The sequence below is a fragment of the Photobacterium sp. BZF1 genome (assembly GCF_014349205.1).
Taxonomy (GTDB): Bacteria; Pseudomonadota; Gammaproteobacteria; order Enterobacterales; family Vibrionaceae; genus Photobacterium.
Genome location: NZ_JACSOF010000077.1, coordinates 12706 through 29902, shown reverse-complemented (window position 1 = coordinate 29902; position 17197 = coordinate 12706). Strand labels below are relative to the sequence as shown.

14 protein-coding genes are annotated in these 17197 nt (G+C 51.2%); 2 read left to right on the top strand and 12 right to left on the bottom strand.

Going from position 1 to position 17197, the window contains the following annotated elements:
- Window positions 1-46 precede the first annotated feature (46 nt).
- The 5 genes from BIZ37_RS17425 to rppH form a co-directional block, all read right to left on the bottom strand.
- A complete protein-coding gene (locus tag BIZ37_RS17425; RefSeq protein ID WP_187462555.1) occupies window positions 47-898 on the bottom strand; it encodes a thymidylate synthase in 852 nt (283 codons plus the stop codon).
- A gap of 132 nt (window positions 899-1030) precedes the next feature.
- Window positions 1031-1837: a prolipoprotein diacylglyceryl transferase gene (lgt, locus tag BIZ37_RS17420; RefSeq protein ID WP_107300369.1), complete on the bottom strand. Its 807-nt coding sequence runs from the start codon at window positions 1835-1837 to the stop codon at window positions 1031-1033.
- 42 nt (window positions 1838-1879) lie between these two features.
- A complete protein-coding gene (locus BIZ37_RS17415) occupies window positions 1880-2683 on the bottom strand; it encodes a sulfite exporter TauE/SafE family protein (RefSeq protein WP_187462557.1) in 804 nt (267 codons plus the stop codon).
- A 48-nt stretch (window positions 2684-2731) separates the two neighbouring features.
- Window positions 2732-4987 (bottom strand): phosphoenolpyruvate--protein phosphotransferase, encoded by a 2256-nt coding sequence (gene ptsP, locus BIZ37_RS17410; protein ID WP_187462554.1) that lies wholly within the window; start codon window positions 4985-4987, stop codon window positions 2732-2734.
- Between the two features lie 27 nt (window positions 4988-5014).
- Complete coding sequence (rppH, locus tag BIZ37_RS17405) at window positions 5015-5533, bottom strand: RNA pyrophosphohydrolase (protein ID WP_039465987.1); 519 nt, start codon at window positions 5531-5533, stop codon at window positions 5015-5017.
- A 581-nt stretch (window positions 5534-6114) separates the two neighbouring features.
- Between rppH and mutH the strand changes: the two genes are divergently transcribed.
- Entirely contained in the window at window positions 6115-6783 is a 669-nt protein-coding gene (mutH, locus tag BIZ37_RS17400) for a DNA mismatch repair endonuclease MutH (RefSeq protein WP_187462556.1), read from the top strand.
- Between the two features lie 26 nt (window positions 6784-6809).
- On the opposite strand, the gene BIZ37_RS17395 is transcribed toward mutH, so the two are convergent.
- On the bottom strand, window positions 6810-7112 hold the full coding sequence (locus BIZ37_RS17395) for a DUF6482 family protein (protein WP_187462553.1): 303 nt from the start codon (window positions 7110-7112) through the stop codon (window positions 6810-6812).
- A 176-nt stretch (window positions 7113-7288) separates the two neighbouring features.
- Here BIZ37_RS17395 and BIZ37_RS17390 point away from each other — a divergent pair, with 176 nt between their 5' ends.
- Window positions 7289-8323, top strand: coding sequence for an NADP(H)-dependent aldo-keto reductase (locus BIZ37_RS17390; RefSeq protein WP_187462552.1), 1035 nt, complete (start codon window positions 7289-7291; stop codon window positions 8321-8323).
- A gap of 254 nt (window positions 8324-8577) precedes the next feature.
- On the opposite strand, the gene BIZ37_RS17385 is transcribed toward BIZ37_RS17390, so the two are convergent.
- The 6 genes from BIZ37_RS17385 to recJ form a co-directional block, all read right to left on the bottom strand.
- On the bottom strand, window positions 8578-8826 hold the full coding sequence (locus BIZ37_RS17385; protein WP_107300374.1) for a hypothetical protein: 249 nt from the start codon (window positions 8824-8826) through the stop codon (window positions 8578-8580).
- A gap of 387 nt (window positions 8827-9213) precedes the next feature.
- Complete coding sequence (locus BIZ37_RS17380; RefSeq protein ID WP_187462551.1) at window positions 9214-10548, bottom strand: sigma-54 dependent transcriptional regulator; 1335 nt, start codon at window positions 10546-10548, stop codon at window positions 9214-9216.
- A 231-nt stretch (window positions 10549-10779) separates the two neighbouring features.
- Window positions 10780-12054 (bottom strand): dicarboxylate/amino acid:cation symporter, encoded by a 1275-nt coding sequence (locus BIZ37_RS17375; RefSeq protein ID WP_107300376.1) that lies wholly within the window; start codon window positions 12052-12054, stop codon window positions 10780-10782.
- Between the two features lie 400 nt (window positions 12055-12454).
- Window positions 12455-13966 carry a lysine--tRNA ligase gene (lysS, locus tag BIZ37_RS17370; RefSeq protein WP_187462550.1) on the bottom strand — a complete coding sequence of 504 codons (1512 nt, stop codon included), beginning with the start codon at window positions 13964-13966 and terminating at the stop codon, window positions 12455-12457.
- Window positions 13967-13999: 33 nt separating this feature from the next.
- Window positions 14000-15098 (bottom strand): peptide chain release factor 2 gene (gene prfB, locus BIZ37_RS17365; RefSeq protein WP_107300378.1). Its coding sequence is split into 2 segments (ribosomal slippage): window positions 14000-15022 and window positions 15024-15098, totalling 1098 coding nucleotides; the frame shifts between segments, so codons are not numbered across the junction.
- Window positions 15099-15335: 237 nt separating this feature from the next.
- Window positions 15336-17060: a single-stranded-DNA-specific exonuclease RecJ gene (gene recJ / locus BIZ37_RS17360; RefSeq protein ID WP_187462549.1), complete on the bottom strand. Its 1725-nt coding sequence runs from the start codon at window positions 17058-17060 to the stop codon at window positions 15336-15338.
- Window positions 17061-17197 lie beyond the last annotated feature (137 nt).

The window sequence follows — 17197 nt, the reverse complement described above, 5'->3', positions numbered from 1 at the left end:
TCAAAAGTGTTTCCGCAGCAATATTTTGTTACCCGCAGCAAGGTTTCTATACAGAAAAAGGGTACCTGATCGGGTCGTGATGCTGGTAGCCAACTACCTCGAAGTCATCCATGGTAACCCAAGTTTCCAAATCTTCCAGCGATTTGATGTCAGGGTTGATCTTCAGCTGTGGTGACGGGAACGGCTCACGCTTGAGTTGGACATCACGCATCAGCTCTAGCTGATCTTCGTAGATGTGGGCATTGACGATCTTGTGGTATGCCTGTCCCGGTTTGTGGCCGGTGATCTGGGCCACCAGGGCCAACAGGGCAAAAACCTGAATTTGGTTGAAGTTCAGCCCCAATGGTACATCACAAGAGCGCTGGTAGCTGGTCAGGTGAAGGGTATCACCAACCAAAGAGAAAGTGTGGGTGTGCATACACGGGCGCAGACAGCCCATATCAAACTCACCTGGATTATAGAAAGTCAGGATCTCACCACGGTCATCAATGCCTTTGCTCAGGTTATCGATGATTTTACGCAGTTGGTCGATCGTGCTGCCATCTGGCTTTTGCCAGCTACGGCCCTGTACGCCATATACACGGCCCATGTCATCCTCACCTTTACGGTGCGGGTTTGCCAGCCAAGCCGCATTGTCGTTGGCATTCATATCCCAGGTCTTGGTACCCAGAGCACGGAAATCTGCAGCATTGTCGTAGCCGCGGATATAACCCAGCATCTCTGCAATCGCCGCTTTCCAGAAGCTCTTGCGGGTAGTGATCAGCGGAAACTGGTTGTTGGCAACATCATAGTTCAAGTCGGCATTGATCACCGTCAGGCATCGCTTGCCTGTACGCTCGTTCTCAACCCATACTCCTTCGTCCACAATGCGCTGGCAAAGCGCGAGATACTGTTTCATGGTTCCGCTGGCCTTAGTTCAAAATTTCAAGTGCGGCTAATTCTACACGAAACCACAAATTATTCAGGGAGAGATTATCTCCAAACACAAAAAAGGCAGCCCTCGGGCTGCCTTGTTATCATTTGCTTGGAATTAGGCTGTCTTGCCCTTCGGCTGGCACTTGTAGGCCCACAGCATCATCAGGGCGCCACCAATGACCATTGGCAGTGACAAGATTTGTCCCATGCTGATCCAGCCGCCGAACAAGCCAAGGTGTGCATCCGGTTCGCGGAAGTACTCGACGATAAAGCGGAAGCTGCCATAACCGAATAGGAACAAGCCTGAGGCCGCACCGGCTGGGCGAGGCTTACGGATGAACACATTGAGGATGATCATCAGCACCAGGCCTTCAAGGAAGAACTCGTATAGCTGAGAGGGATGGCGTGGCAACGGGCCTCCCGTCGGAAAGACCATTCCCCATGGCGAGTCAGTCACCCTTCCCCATAGTTCACCATTGATGAAGTTGCCCAATCGGCCAACCCCCAACCCGAATGGCACCAACGGCGCAATAAAGTCGGCAACGTTGAAGAAGGTGCGGTTGTTCTTGTAGGCATACCAGAACATTGCTGCAATCACACCGAGCAAACCGCCGTGGAATGACATACCGCCGGTCCATACCTTGAACAAGTACAGCGGATTATCCAAAAACAGTGGGAAGTTGTAGAACAGCACGTAACCTATACGGCCACCCAGTACGACACCGAGGAAACCGGCAAACAACAAGTCGCTGACCTGCTCGCGGGTCCAGCCACTACCCGGTTTGTCAGCCCGGCGGTTGGCCAACCACATGGCAAATACAAACCCCAATAAATACATCATGCCATACCAGCGGATGGCTAACGGCCCGATCTCAATCAACACAGGATCAATATTCGGAAACGTTAAATAACCTTGGCTCATCAATTTTATCTCTATACTTCACAGGCAATATGCCTATGATGACTACCCCATAAACATTTTGATACTGACAAACAGTAAAAAAACCGCAAATATTTTCTTTAGTACTGGTGTTGGCAAATAGCTCACCCAAGCGGCACCAAACCGAGTTGTCTGCATCGAGACCAGTGCAACCCCGAACAATGCAGGCAAATAGACATAGCCCAAGCTCATCGGTGGCAAAGCCTGCTCCCCTACTCCAGCCAGGACAAATCCAGTCATCCCCGCAATGGCAATCAATGCACCGGAAAACGAGGCGCAGCCAATGGCCCGGCGCATCTCAACCCCATGCCAATTGAGGTATGGCACAGTCAAAGAGCCACCACCAATACCGGCTAAACTGGACACTACACCAATCACACCACCTGAGCAGAATGTTCCCAGACCACCAGGTAAATCACGCTGGCCACTTAACCGCATCGACAGCAGCATTTGTGTGGCTAGCAACAACACAATAATGGCAAAGATTTTCGGCAGCATCGAGGAAGGCACCAACTCAGCGACAAAACTGCCCCCCAGCCCACCGATGACAACCCCCGGCGCCAAACTGCGAACAATGGTTAAATCCACATTGCCTAGCCGAAAGTGATTTCGGGCCGAGGAGCCCGATGTCAGCACTATGCTGGCAAGGGAAGTCCCCAGCGCAATGTGCATTACCAAGTTAGCTTCGATACCGACTTGAGGCAGTAGCCAGACCAGCGCAGGTACCACCAGCAAACCACCGCCGATACCCAGTAGCCCCGCTAAAACCCCAACAACCGCGCCAAGCACCAGACAACAGCCAAACACCCATAACTCGTTGCCATACATAGACAAAATGTCGGCCATACTACTCACACCAATGACAACACAACAAGGCTACTTACCGGCACGGATAAAACCGCCCAAACCATGGCCATCAACAAACTCAATCGTATTGCGCCGCACTTCATCAGCATAGGTTGCTGATAGGGCGAAATCTGCCAACTGCTGCATATCACTCACCGATACATGGCGTAACATATATTTTATCTTTGCCACATTACGGGTATTCATACTCAGCGAACGGTAACCCATCCCCACCAGCAACAAAGCACCAATAGGATCACCGGCTAACTCGCCGCAGACACTGACCGGCAACTGTAACTGCTGGCTCACGTCAATAATATGCTTGAGTGCATGGATCACTGACGGATGCAGTGCATCATAGACACCGGCAACCCGAGAATTGTTCCGGTCAACAGCCAACAAATATTGGGTTAAGTCATTGCTACCAACAGAAATGTAGTCCACCCGCCCTTTCAGGACCGGTAACTGGTAGAGGATGGAAGGGACTTCAATCATGATCCCGATACGCGGCCTACGCAGTGTATACCCCTGTTCGGCAGCTGTTTTCGCCACCTCGGTATAGGCCCGCTCAATCAGGGTCAGTGACTCGTCCAGTTCGGCAATACCGGAAATCATCGGCAGCAGGATATCCATGTTGTCATGGCCAATACTCGCCTTGAGCATCGCCCGGACTTGGATCAAAAAGATTTCTGGGTGATCGAGGGTAAAACGTATTCCGCGCCAGCCAAGGAACGGGTTGTCCTCTTCAATCGCCAGGTATGGCAAGGGTTTATCCCCACCAATATCCAAGGTTCGCATCACCACCGGTTTACCGCAGTAGGTTTCGAGGATCGACTGGTATTGCTGGGTTTGCTCTTCCTCAGAAGGGAAACTACGCTGCAGCAAGAAAGGCACCTCTGTACGGTACAAACCCACGCCATCAACCCCCCGGTTAACTGCGATACTGGTATCGGCACTGAGACCGGCATTGAGAAAAATATTGATCCGCTCGTTATCCAGCGTCGCCGCCGGTTTATCCAGTCCGGTTTCAACCACGGCGGCTAGTTCTTGCTCTTCCTTCTGTAGGCGAAGGTATTCAGCCAGCACATGGCGGTTTGGGTTGACCAGAAGATCGCCCCGGTAGCCATCAACAATAACCTGACTGTTATGAATTTTCTCCGGTACAAAATCAACACCCATTACCGCAGGGATCCCAAGCGCCCTTGAGAGTATCGCAGCATGGGAGTTAGCCGCCCCTTCTTGAGAAACGACGGCAGCCAATTTATCGCGTGGCACACTGGCTAGCATGGCCGCAGTCAACTCGCGGGTCAGCAACACCACCGGCTCATCCCAAGCATGCTCGGTAACTTCTTCGTTAGCCAAAAAGAACAGCAGCCGCTGTCCGAGTTCACGGATATCTTGAGCCCGTTCTTTGAGGTAGGCATCTTCCATGTTGGCAAAACGGGCAGAATAAGTTTCGACCACTTGGCGAATCGCCCACTCGGCCAAATCCCCCCCCGCGATCTTGTGGAACAAGTCCTTGCGCAGCATGGGATCATTGAGCAGGTGGCTGAACAAGTCGAAAATCGCCAGCGTTTCTTTGTGCAACTCACTATCGAAGCGCTTGCGCAGGCGACGGAATTCAGCACTCGCCAGTTCGATGGCAATACTCAGCCGTTCTTGCTCTCCCTCCCGATCCAAACAGGAGGCAGGGGAGACCAACTCTAACCGAGGTTGATTATCATCCCACCAAGCACGGGCAACCGCGACACCGGTCGATGCCGCTGAACCAACCAAATGCAAGCCATTATGTTGATCCGGCCACATCCCCTGCGCCTTGGCATGGGCCAGCAACACTGCCAGCTGCGCCGCCAGGGTAACCATGAACGACTCTTCGCTTTCATCGAACTCACGCTGCTCACGCTGCTGGATAACCAACACACCCAAGACCTGGCGCTGGTGAATAATAGGGGTACCAAAAAAGGAACTGAAAGATTCTTCCCCGATCCCGGGAAGATGTTTGAAATGGGGGTGATGGCGCGCGTCGGCGACATTGATTGGTTCGGCCCTATCGGCAACCAATCCCACCAGGCCCTGCCCAAAAGGCAGGCCGACATGACGGTGGGGCTTTCTTAGCCCCTTGGTTGCCATCAAGGTAAAACGCTGTCGCTGCTGATCAGCAATGTACACCGAACAACACTCGGTTTTCATTGCCTTGCAGGTGCTGATCACCAGTTGTTCCAGGGCATCAAGCAGACTCGGGGCAGTCGCCACCTTTTCAACAATTTCTCTTAGTTGCGTCAGCATAATCCGCCCCGCTCCCTACCAACTGGCCTAGCCGCGTTTGCCCCGGCGCTTTTTTCGTTCTTTGCGCTCTTTAAAAGGCATGGCTATGGCAGCAAATTCTTTTAATGCTCTGCGATAAACATCTCGCTTGAAGGACACAACCTGACGCACCGGATACCAATAGCTGACCCAACGCCAACCATCGAATTCAGGCGTGCTGCCACGCTGCATATTCACCTTTGACTCATCGCACTCTAGACTGAGCAGAAACCATTTCTGCTTTTGCCCGATACAAACTGGCTTAGAATCCCAGCGCACCAGTCGCTTGGGTAACTTGTAGCGAAGCCAATGGCGGCTTGACGCCACAATACGTACATCCTTCTTGGTTAGCCCTACTTCCTCGTAGAGTTCCCGGTACATAGCTTGTTCAGGCGTCTCACCCTCGTCTATACCACCTTGCGGAAACTGCCAGGAATGTTGTCCATATCGTCGAGCCCAGAATACTTGGCCATGGCTATTACAGATCACAATACCCACATTTGGGCGGTACCCATCGCCATCAATCACTGGACGACCTCAATTAAATCTCTATTAATAGTGATTTTTTCACAGACAACCCAATGGGTAAACAAACATTGTTATTTATCCTTCTATTTTCCTAGCCAAGCCTCATAATCTGGATAACTTTTGACTTCTGGCTACTTTATAAACACCACAATGAGACCCAGCCCACATTTATACACGATTTCTGTGGATAGAATTGTGAAGAAGCCGTCAATCCCGCGGGTTACTGTTCCATACTTGATAGTAGACATGCCATAAAAAACCATTTCAACCAAATAAAAAAACCTTTATAAACATAGGTTAATTACAATTTCATTAATGTTCACACTCCATTGTGACAAGATCATTTCTGCCACAACTTTAGATCGGTCAAAGATCAACCAGCCATCATTTTATCCACATCAAAAAGCAGCAACCACTCAAAAAACCATCACACAACTGCTCAAATTAGCAACCAACCCCTGTATAAAAACACATATTCAACCAAATAAAGTTTTTTCGCCCATTTAGCTGTGGATAACTAGATAATAGGATCCTCGGATGCAGCTATGGTAGGATCGCCTGCCACAAACAAGGTAGACACCATGCAACCGACGCCGAAGACAGAACAGGAACTATTGACGCGAGCCAATGCACTGGCCGGGATGACCCTCGGTGAGCTGGCGAACATGGCAAATATCACCGTTCCCCCCGATCTTCGACGTGATAAAGGCTGGGTGGGGCAACTGCTGGAATGGCACCTCGGCGCCACAGCCGGCAGCAAGCCGGTACCCGACTTTGCCGAACTTGGCATTGAGCTCAAGACAATTCCGGTGGGGTATCATGGCAAGCCATTAGAAACGACTTTTGTCTGTGTTGCCCCTCTGATTGGGTTACACGGCTTACGTTGGGAAAACAGCCATATCCGCCACAAACTTGCCCGTGTACTGTGGATCCCGGTTGAAGGTGAACGGGATATTCCTTTAGCTGATCGCCATGTCGGCTCGCCACTGTTATGGAGCCCATCGCCAGAGGAGGAACAGCAGCTCCGGCAAGATTGGGAAGAATTGATGGATATGATAGTGCTAGGCCAGGTTGAACAAATCACAGCGCGTCACGGCGAAGTGCTACAGTTACGCCCGAAAGCGGCCAACAGCAAAGCGCTGACAGAAGCCTATGGTGCCAATGGCCAGCCGATCAAAACCCTGCCGCGTGGCTTCTACCTCAAGACCCAGTTTACGGCAGGCCTGCTGGAAAAGTATTTTATCCTTTAGCCAACGGCTGATGCTTTAGCTCTGTCCTAGAGTGCGATTGTCATATCCTCACGGCAACTAGCCACCTGGCCATCCGGCGAGAACTCATCATAGGGATCGATAATCCTGAGGGTCACACTGGTGATCCCAAGAGGCCGCAGTAGATCCCCCGCCTGCTCAATCGACTGGAACTTAACCATCTCGCCGCCATCGGTCTTTAGTGGTTCAAGGTGATGTTTATACTCGACCTCTATCAAGTAATCGGAGCAACCGGCATAACTCGTCAGAATACACGCAGGGATGGCCCCATTACCTGCTTTTGTCCAGTGCTTAAGCTGTGACAGCTTCATTTTGCCTCTCCCCAACATTGCCCAATAAAACAGCCCAATACAGCTTAACTATTGGTCACAATCATTATCCCAGCAAGGTCAGGATAGAGACTCGGAAGGGTGTTGTGGGACTTCTCACACTATTGTACTCGCGCTATAGTCGAAAAAAGAACATCTGCTGAGTCCAAGGAGGGCTAATGAAATACCACAAGATCCCACACTCGAACCTTGAGGTCAGCAAAATCTGCCTCGGTACCATGACCTTCGGTGAACAGAACAACGAGCAAGAGGCCCATAGCCAACTTGATTTGGCTTTTGAACGCGGGATCAACTTTATCGATACCGCAGAAATGTATCCCGTTCCCCCCAACGCTAAAAGCCAAGGATTAACTGAGACCTATATCGGTAACTGGTTGAAAAAGACCAGTAACAGGGACAAAGTGGTGCTGGCAACTAAAGTGGCGGGGCCGCGGAATACGCCGTATATCCGGCCTGAGATGGCTCTCGACCGGCGCAATATCCATGATGCCGTTGAAGCTAGCCTCAACAGGCTACAAACCGACTATATCGACCTGTACCAAATTCACTGGCCACAGCGCGAAACCAACTGCTTCGGCCAGCTCAACTACCAATACCAGGAAGATCATTCCGGGGTCACCCTGACCGACTCGCTCGCCGCATTGGACGAATTGGTCCGGGCTGGAAAAATCCGTTACATCGGCCTGTCCAACGAGACCCCGTGGGGCGTGATGTCATTCCTGCGTCTGGCAGAAAAACACAATTTGCCACGGGTTGTCACTATCCAGAACCCCTATAACCTGCTCAACCGCAGCTTTGAAGTGGGACTATCGGAAATCAGCCACCATGAAGGGGTCGAACTACTAGCCTACTCACCGCTCGCATTCGGTACCCTCAGTGGTAAATACCTCAATGGTGCTCGTCCACAAGGCGCACGCTGTACCTTGTTCGAGCGTTTCTCACGTTATTTCAAGCCGCAGGGCATTGCTGCCACCGAAGCCTATGTCAACGTTGCGCACAAGCATGGGTTGGATCCGGCCCAAATGGCATTGGCCTTCGTCAACCAGCGCCCCTTTGTTGCCAGCAATATCATCGGGGCAACGACCCTTGAGCAGCTTAACGCCAACATCGACAGCCTAGATGTCACGTTGACCGAAGACGTTCTGCAGGATCTTCAAGAAGTCGGAATCCAATACTCCAACCCTTGTCCGTAAGCCAACCATCGCTGTCAACAGCAAACTGAAGACAAAAAAAAGCCCCCGTAATACGGGGGCCGAAAAACATTAGCTCAACCAACTTAGGTAGACACCTTTGTTGATGCCCGACTACTTTACCTAAGCCTCCCCATGGGCTCTAGGCCACATTCGTCGCAAAGCGTTGGTAAATGTTACAAGCCGTGACGGCTGATACCTGTTGCTAACAGTTGGTCATATTTCCTTCCCCCCGCAAGCGATTTACGGGGGAAGCGTTACGTGACAAGTCTAGATTTGTACTCCCGTCTCAAATGACGCACCTTACGACCCGCTGATGTCGCCAAGAGATCTTGGGAGATACGGTGGTCTTTATCTATCCCCATATCTTTGAGCAAGTGCTCTGATAGGTGATATGGCAAGTTGATTTGAATACGTCGGTGTTCTCGCCGCCATAGCGCGTCCTCACGTTTGACATCGAGTTGAACAAGAAAGACTGCAAGGCGTAAATAGACTGAGTGGCGCATAATAGTGCTCTCCAATTAATTTAATAGTTAATAAGAGGGACACAGATCCTGCCGTTCAGGCTGACAACATAAGCAAAACTTAACTAGCCGCGACAGAAATCCGCGGCCCATTTACACAGCGGATTGCCGTTAATGATTTGGTTTGGCGCAGGTATCACCGAATGAACAGGTGTGCGACATCAAGATACTACTTTGCATATCAGTTCCTCCGGTAATAAGTTATGAAGATGTGAAATATGGGTTTATTGTAACAAGTCGTGATTACAAAACAACCACTTACATTGCTACTGGTGATAAAAACAACAATCTCCTGCATTTATCCCCAGATAGCAATGAAATATGAATGAATTACCTACAAAGAGATAAATGGCAGGGCAAGGCTCCGGCTCAGCCTTGGCGAAAGTGCTTGGGCGGCGGAACAAGATCATGCTTATTGAGTAACCGGTACATGGTTGCCCTTGATACGCCAAGCTCCCTCGCGGCAGCTGAAATCTGGCCCTTGTTGTTTTCAAGCACAGCTATGATCGCCCCCCGTTCAGAGTCCGCCCGGATTTTCTTCAGACTCTGCTTGTCATCCATGATCCTTGGCAAATCGAGATGATCCGCTTCGAGCACCTTGTCATCGGCCAACAATATCGCCCGCTTGATATGGCCGATCATCTCCCTAACATTGCCAGGCCAGGAATAGCTGGCTAACAGTTGACCGGCTTCCGGTGAAAGTTGTTTGACTGGGCTGTTGTATTGGCGGGCAAATTTCAGCATAAAAAACTCAGCCAACAGCACGATATCCTCACCCCGTTCACGCAGGGCCGGTACCATCACACCAAGAGCATTGAGGCGGAAATAGAGCTCCTCACTCAGAAGGCCAGATTCCAACAACTCTTCTTGGCTATAACGGGTAGAGACTATCAACCGGATATCTGCCGAGACCTTTCGACCCGTTTCGGTTATAAAGGCCTCATCCTCAAGCAGACGGACCAACTCTTGCTGGCGAGGAAGATCAAGCTGGGTAATTTCATCCAAAAAAAGCACGCCACCATCGGCGGCCTCAAGGCAGCATTGTTCAGGTTTCCCTGTACTGATTTCTACCATCCAACTCTCAGGTAGGGATTCGCAATTAACATTAACAAACGCCCTTTTGCCCCGAGTGGAAGCTTGATGAATTGCCTGGGCGACCAATTCTTTACCGGTCCCTATTTCCCCCTGAACCAGGACAGGTACATCAGCCATTGCGATGCGCTTCACGTGATTGCGCAACTTTTTCATCGCCGCCTGCTCTCCTTGCAAGCCGGATTGGCCAAACACGCCAAGTTGTGGCCACACCCGATGCTCAAGCTGGAGCATACCTAGTTGGTGCCCGATCGTGTTGAGTAGTTGGGATTCAGGCACAGGGTCTGTGAAATAATCAATACAGAAATTCACAATGAACTGACAGATAGAATCATGGGCTAATTGTCGCTCCTGTACCAACGCCAACCAACGCACCTGCTTATTGCGGTTGACCAACCCAGCAACCCCTTGCAGGCTAAAATCATCACGGGTGAGATCAACAACACCAATACACGGCCCAAGCTCCAACATCAGTGACTCTGCCGCCCGGAGATCGTAGCAGCGATGGCAAGCCCAGCCCGCTTTCTCCAGCACCTTGATCCATGTTGGGGTCCCTCCCCCCAATATCACCAATGTTCCCAAGACAGCGTTGTTTCCCTGTATTCTTTTCATCTGCAATCCCTTCCGGCCAGAGCAAGCCTGCTAGCTGATAAGTCATACCCAGCGCAAAGATACCCCTTGTTAACGGCAAGGCCGCCGCCAGCTAACTACCACGATTTAACTAATGCGCAATTAATTTAATATTAAAATTGTAGTCAAGTCTGGCGGATGGAAGAAATTTTGGACGCAAATAAAAAAAGCGCCCGCAGGCGCTTTCATATTTCATACCTTTACAACAAAGCATTAGCTAACAGTCACCTGTTCACCCTGGGCTTCTGTTTCTGCTGTACCAATCTCATTCTCTGACTTGGCAACAATGGTGTTTACTGCAGTGTCACCAACAACGTTTGAACTGGTACAGAACATATCATTGATTCGGTCAACCGCAGCAATGATAGCCAAACCTTCAGGTGGTAGGCCTAGTTGGTGAAGGAGTACACCAACCATCACCACACCGCCGCCCGGTACGCCACCGGCACCAATTGACAGTAGCAGGATAGTCAGGCCAAGGGTAAAGATATCAGCGCTGTTGATTGGCTGGCCGAACGCATTCGCTACGAACAGGGTTGCCAATGCGATGTAGATAGAAACCCCAGACATGTTCATGGTCGCGCCCAATGGAACACCAAAGCCAGCAACCGACTTGGATACGCCAATCTTGTCAGTCAGGGTACGCATAGTTACCGGAATGGTTGCATTCGAGCTTGCAGTCGATAGCGAGAACAGGATCTGCTCGCGGGTGTGGCGCAGGAACGCACTTGGTTTGATACCTGTTGTCAGGCCAACCATCATTGGGTAGAAGAAGAAAATCCAGAACACCAGCATCGACACAACCAGCGCCACATAACCGGCAACCGACATCAGGGTATTAGCATCCAATGTCGCCCCCAACTGGATCATCAGGGCAAACACACCAAATGGCGCGAGGCTCATTACCAGACCAACTAGCTTCATCATGACTTCATTGGCCATTTTGAAGGTTTTGATTGCTGGGCCGCCACGGGTATCCAGCGCTTGGATAGCCAAGCCAGTCAGGATAGCCATGAAGATGATCTGCAGCATGTCGCCGTTAGCAAAAGCTTGCACCGGGTTGCTTGGTACGATGTTAACAATCAGCGAGAAAATATCCGGCGTTTCGGTCGTGGTCAGTTGCACTGACTCTGTCACTGTCCCTGCCAAGTTCGCACCCGCGCCCGGCTGGAAAATCATGCCTATGGTCAAGGCCGCCGTAATCGCGATGATGGTATTGATAATGTAGAGAGCAAAAGTTTTACCACCAAGGCGACCAAATGCGGTGATATCTTTCAGTTCAACGATGCCGCACACAATCGACACGTACACCAAAGGAACAACCAAAAGCTTGATCAGTGAAACAAACATGCCGCCAGCACCTTCCGCTAGGCCGAGCACATAAGTATCCATCAAGGTCACGCCGTTAAACAGGTACTGAATTGCCGTACCGAGGATCAGGCCGGCAAACAAGCCTGTAAATATCTTTCCTGATAGCGATTTCTTCATCGTCCATCTCCAGTCTGTTGTGCTTGTAAAAACTCTGTTTACTTCCTATTCCCGCTGTCTATCGCGAGTTTGGGCGTCATTTTACACAGGCAAGACAAACTTAAAAGAACAATTTTTACAATTTAGCTACAGTTGAAACACAAAATTAATCACTGACATAAAATTAAAAACACAAAACAAAACACTAAACCCTAAGCAAAACGGCAACTTATTCATACCATCAATAGCAGAATGTGTGGCGACTTATCGCTTTGCCTACAAGGTTATCAATTACGTAAAACGTGTGCTTGGTCACACCCAAAAATTCACTATAAGAACAATTTTCCACCAACTTTCATTATTGGAAACCATAAAAAAAGCCACCCCGGAGGGTGGCTTCTTCAATCACGATAAGCGGGGCTTATGCGTTGTTGTTCTGCGGGCGCATTGCCGGGAACAAAATCACGTCACGGATAGTGTGCGTGTTGGTGAACAGCATTGCCAGGCGGTCGATACCGATACCTTGGCCAGCTGTTGGCGGTAGGCCGTGCTCCAATGCAGTGATGTAGTCTGCATCGTAGAACATAGCTTCGTCATCACCGGCATCTTTCGCTTCAACCTGTGCCTTGAAACGCGCGTCCTGGTCTTCTGCATCGTTAAGCTCAGAGAAACCATTCGCCACTTCACGGCCGCCGATGAAGAACTCAAAGCGGTCAGTGAAGAACGGGTTGTCATCGCTACGGCGAGCCAGCGGCGAGATGTCTGCTGGGTAACCTGTGATGAAGGTTGGCTGGATCAGTTTAGGCTCAGCCGTCTCACCAAAGATTTCCTCAAGCAGCTGACCACAGGTCCAGAAATCTTCCACTTCAACGTGAACAGACTTGGCGATAGACACCATCAGGTCACGGTTCTGCAGATCTTCTTCTGTCAGGGCCTGGATTTGCTCGTGGTTCGGGTTGTAGTGCTTGATCGCTTCGAACATGCTCATACGTGCGTAAGTGCCGCCGAATTCAACTGTCTCGTCACCGTAAGGCATCGAGGTTGAACCCAGTACGTCCATCGCTACAGTGCTCAGCATCTCTTCGGTCAGATCCATCAGATCTTTGTAGTCCGCGTATGCCTGGTAGAATTCCATCATAGTGAATTCTGGGTTGTGGCGAGGCGATAGGCCTTCGTTACGGAAGTTACGGTTGATTTCGAATACACGGTCGAAACCACCCACAACCAAGCGCTTCAGGTACAGCTCAGGCGCAACACGCAGGTACATGTCGATGTCTAGCGCATTGTGGTGAGTGATAAACGGACGTGCTGTCGCACCACCCGGGATCACGTGCATCATCGGCGTTTCAACTTCAAGGTAGCCTTTCGCTGTCATGAAGTTACGGATAGATGCCACCAGCTTAGAGCGGATGATGAACGCGTTGCGAGAATCGTCGTTCACGATCAGGTCAACGTAACGCTGACGGTAACGCATTTCCTGGTCAGTCAGGCCGTGGAATTTCTCTGGTAGAGGACGCAGTGCTTTAGTCAGCAACTCGTACTCGTCCATGTTCACGTACAGATCACCCTTGCCCGACTTGTGCAGCGCACCTTTAACACCGATGATGTCACCGATATCAAGGCCAGAGTATTTCTCTTTCAGCTCTTTCTGAACATTCTTGTCGGCGTATGCCTGAATGCGGCCAGAAACGTCTTGGATGGCCAGGAATGGACCACGCTTAGCCATGATACGGCCAGCAATCGCCACTACGTGACCCGCTTCAGCAAGCTCTTCTTTGCTTAGTTCGCCGTACTTAGCCTGCAGATCTGCCGCTAGGCTATCGCGACGGAAATCATTCGGGTGGCCGTTTGCCTTGCAGTTTTCGCGGATTTTATCCAATTTCGCGCGACGTTCAGCAATCAGCTTATTCTCATCTTGTAATTGATCAGTCATGGGTTAACCCTTAAATGTTTTAACCGGAGTCGGTTACAGACCTGATTTCAGGCTGGCTTCAATAAAACGGTCTAAATCGCCGTCAAGTACGGCCTGGGTGTTACGATTTTCCACCCCGGTACGTAAATCTTTGATACGGGAGTCATCCAGCACGTAAGAACGGATCTGGCTACCCCAGCCAATGTCAGACTTGGCGTCTTCGTTGGCCTGCTTCTCAGCATTCTGCTTCTGCATCTCAAGCTCGAACAGTTTTGCTTTCAACTGTTTCATCGCCTGATCTTTGTTCTTGTGCTGAGAACGGTCGTTCTGACACTGCACCACGGTATTGGTTGGCACGTGGGTAATACGTACCGCCGATTCGGTGGTGTTAACGTGCTGACCACCGGCACCCGAGGCACGGTATACGTCAATACGCAGATCAGAAGGGTTAATATCGATATCGATATTGTCGTCCACTTCCGGGTAGATAAACGCAGAAGAGAAAGACGTATGGCGGCGGCCGCCTGAATCAAATGGTGACTTACGTACCAGGCGGTGTACACCGGTTTCGGTACGCAACCAGCCGTAAGCGTACTCACCGCTGATACGGACTGTTGCCGACTTCAGGCCAGCCACATCACCTTCTGATACTTCGATCACTTCGGTCTTGAAGCCTTTGGCTTCCGCCCAGCGCAGGTACATGCGGAGCATCATAGATGTCCAGTCCTGTGCTTCTGTACCGCCCGAACCTGCCTGCAGGTCGATGTAGCAGTCAGAGCTATCGTGATCGCCAGAGAACATACGACGGAACTCAAGCTTGGCCAGTTTGCCCTCTAGCTCAGCGAGTTCTGGTTCAATCTCGTCGAACGTCTCTTGGTCTTCTTCTTCCACCGCCAGCTCTAGCAGGCCTTCAACGTCTTCAACGCCTTGGTCCAACTGATCGATGGTATCAACAATCGCTTCCAATGATGAACGTTCTTTACCCAGCGCCTGTGCGCGCTCTGGCTCGTTCCATACATCAGGTTGCTCTAATTCTGCATTGACCTCTTCTAGACGCTCTTTCTTGGCATCATAGTCAAAGGTACCCCCTAAGGATGTCAGTACGCGCTGATACATCCTCAAGTCGGTTTTTAATAGGATTAATCTCGAACATTGCCACTCTTCATAGCCGAAATGGACATAACCGGAGGATTCTATCGAATTGTAGATAGAATATACAGGGAAAAGGGAAGGGAAAGGGTGAATTTATTTTATTAACCCGATCACAAAAAAGCCGCCGATAACAGAGAAGCCATATTTCAATAAGCTTCCCCGTCACAGGAGGACTGACAAGGCCTATTTGGCCTGCCAGTTCAGATGATATCTCAGGTTAAAAACAGCCGAGAACAGGCTAGAGCGCCGTGATATGCTCCACCAACAGTTGTGCACTACGATTACCGCGGAACTCGTTGACATCGAGGCGATAGGCCAACTCTACTTGCTGAACCGAGGCATCCGGCCAACGGCGGACATCCACATTAAATGCGATAGCATCAATCACACTGCCACCAGCCAGCGGCTCGAGCATCATCTTCAAATGCTTGCTACCCACTAACTTCTGGTGCAACAAACGGAACCGGCCATCGAACATCGGCTCAGGGAACTGCTGTCCCCACGGCCCACCTGCACGCAATACTTCTGCCGTCTGCAAGTTGAGCTCCTGTGGCATCAGCTCACCATCGCTGAGCAATACGCCACGCAAGGCATCTTCGTCGAGCTCGGCGCGCACGGCCTGATCAAACGCCTGGCTGAATGCCTCGAGCTTGGATTCGGGAATAGTCAACCCTGCCGCCATGGCGTGGCCACCAAACTTGAGGATCATCCCCGGGTTCTGGGTATCTATCAGATCAAGGACATCGCGCATGTGCAAGCCGGGGATCGAGCGGCAGGACCCTTTAATTTCGCCATTCCCCGCATCAGCAAAGGCAATGACCGGGCGGTGGTACTGCTCCTTGATCCTCGAAGCCAGAATACCGATTACCCCCTGGTGCCAATCACGCTGGAACAGGGCTAAACCATAAGGCATATCCTGCTGGTTGAACTTGAGGCGCTCGCAAATCGCGACCGCTTCTTCCTTCATACCCTGTTCGATTTCCTTGCGGGTTTGGTTCAAGGCATCCAGTTCGGTAGCCATCCGGCGTGCGGCCTGGATGTTGTCACACAGCAACAACTCAACCCCAAAGGACATATCGTCCAAGCGCCCGGCAGCATTGATCCTCGGCCCCAAGGCGAACCCCAAATCCGTTGCCACCAAACGGGCTGGATCGCGGTTAGCCACTTCAATCAAGGCGCGGATCCCTGGCCGGCACTTACCCGCGCGGATACGCTGCAGACCTTGGTGGACCAAAATTCGGTTGTTGCCGTCCAGCGCCACGACATCAGCCACTGTACCCAAGGCAACCAAGTCTAGCAGCTCGGCCAGGTTAGGCTCTGGCAAGCCTTGCTCGGCAAACCAGTCGTCCTCTCGCAGCGATGCCCGAACAGCCAGCATCAGGTAAAAAGCCACGCCCACACCGCATAGGGACTTAGACGGAAAATCACATTCATGCAGGTTCGGGTTAACGATCGCGTCCGCTTCCGGCAGGGTATCTCCCGGCAAGTGGTGGTCGGTCACCAGCACCTGCATCCCGCGCTCTTTCGCTGCCGCCACCCCTGAAATAGAGGACACACCGTTATCCACCGTCATGATCAGCTCGGCACCCCGCTCCGCGGCTTGCTCTACCACCTCTGGGCTCAGGCCATAGCCATCATCGAAACGGTTAGGCACCAGGTAATCGACATTACGGCTGCCAAGCATGCGTAATGCCAGCACCGACAACGCCGAACTGGTTGCCCCATCGGCATCGAAATCACCCACTACGATAATACGGCGTTGCTCAGCCAGTGCCTGTTTGAGCAACGTCACCGCAGGCTCGATGCCATGCAACTGGTTATACCCCAGCAGGCCACGCACTCCACGCTCTAGCTCTGCTTCGCTGCTAATCCCCCGGGCGGCATAGATCCGCTGCAAAATGGGAGGGGTCGCTTCGCTAAATTGGCTGGTGTCGGCTTCTGGGCGGCGTTTAATTTCAATCATTAGAATTATCTATTCGGCAGGGATAAGTTAAAGGAGACTTTGGCATATGCGCATCTTGCCATTATAGGCGCTGGACCAGAGCGGGCAATAGAAATTCGGCCATAAAAAAGCCCCGGTAATACCAGGGCTTTAAGACC

Excerpts from the sequence above, each read along its gene's own strand:
- BIZ37_RS17425 (WP_187462555.1), bottom strand. The coding sequence starts at position 898 with ATGAAACAGTATCTCGCGCTTTGCCAGCGCATTGTGGACGAAGGAGTA.
- lgt (WP_107300369.1), bottom strand. The coding sequence starts at position 1,837 with ATGAGCCAAGGTTATTTAACGTTTCCGAATATTGATCCTGTGTTGATT.
- BIZ37_RS17415 (WP_187462557.1), bottom strand. The coding sequence starts at position 2,683 with ATGTATGGCAACGAGTTATGGGTGTTTGGCTGTTGTCTGGTGCTTGGC.
- ptsP (WP_187462554.1), bottom strand. The coding sequence starts at position 4,987 with ATGCTGACGCAACTAAGAGAAATTGTTGAAAAGGTGGCGACTGCCCCG.
- mutH (WP_187462556.1), top strand. The coding sequence starts at position 6,115 with ATGCAACCGACGCCGAAGACAGAACAGGAACTATTGACGCGAGCCAAT.
- BIZ37_RS17395 (WP_187462553.1), bottom strand. The coding sequence starts at position 7,112 with ATGAAGCTGTCACAGCTTAAGCACTGGACAAAAGCAGGTAATGGGGCC.
- BIZ37_RS17390 (WP_187462552.1), top strand. The coding sequence starts at position 7,289 with ATGAAATACCACAAGATCCCACACTCGAACCTTGAGGTCAGCAAAATC.
- BIZ37_RS17385 (WP_107300374.1), bottom strand. The coding sequence starts at position 8,826 with ATGCGCCACTCAGTCTATTTACGCCTTGCAGTCTTTCTTGTTCAACTC.
- BIZ37_RS17380 (WP_187462551.1), bottom strand. The coding sequence starts at position 10,548 with ATGAAAAGAATACAGGGAAACAACGCTGTCTTGGGAACATTGGTGATA.
- BIZ37_RS17375 (WP_107300376.1), bottom strand. The coding sequence starts at position 12,054 with ATGAAGAAATCGCTATCAGGAAAGATATTTACAGGCTTGTTTGCCGGC.
- lysS (WP_187462550.1), bottom strand. The coding sequence starts at position 13,966 with ATGACTGATCAATTACAAGATGAGAATAAGCTGATTGCTGAACGTCGC.
- recJ (WP_187462549.1), bottom strand. The coding sequence starts at position 17,060 with ATGATTGAAATTAAACGCCGCCCAGAAGCCGACACCAGCCAATTTAGC.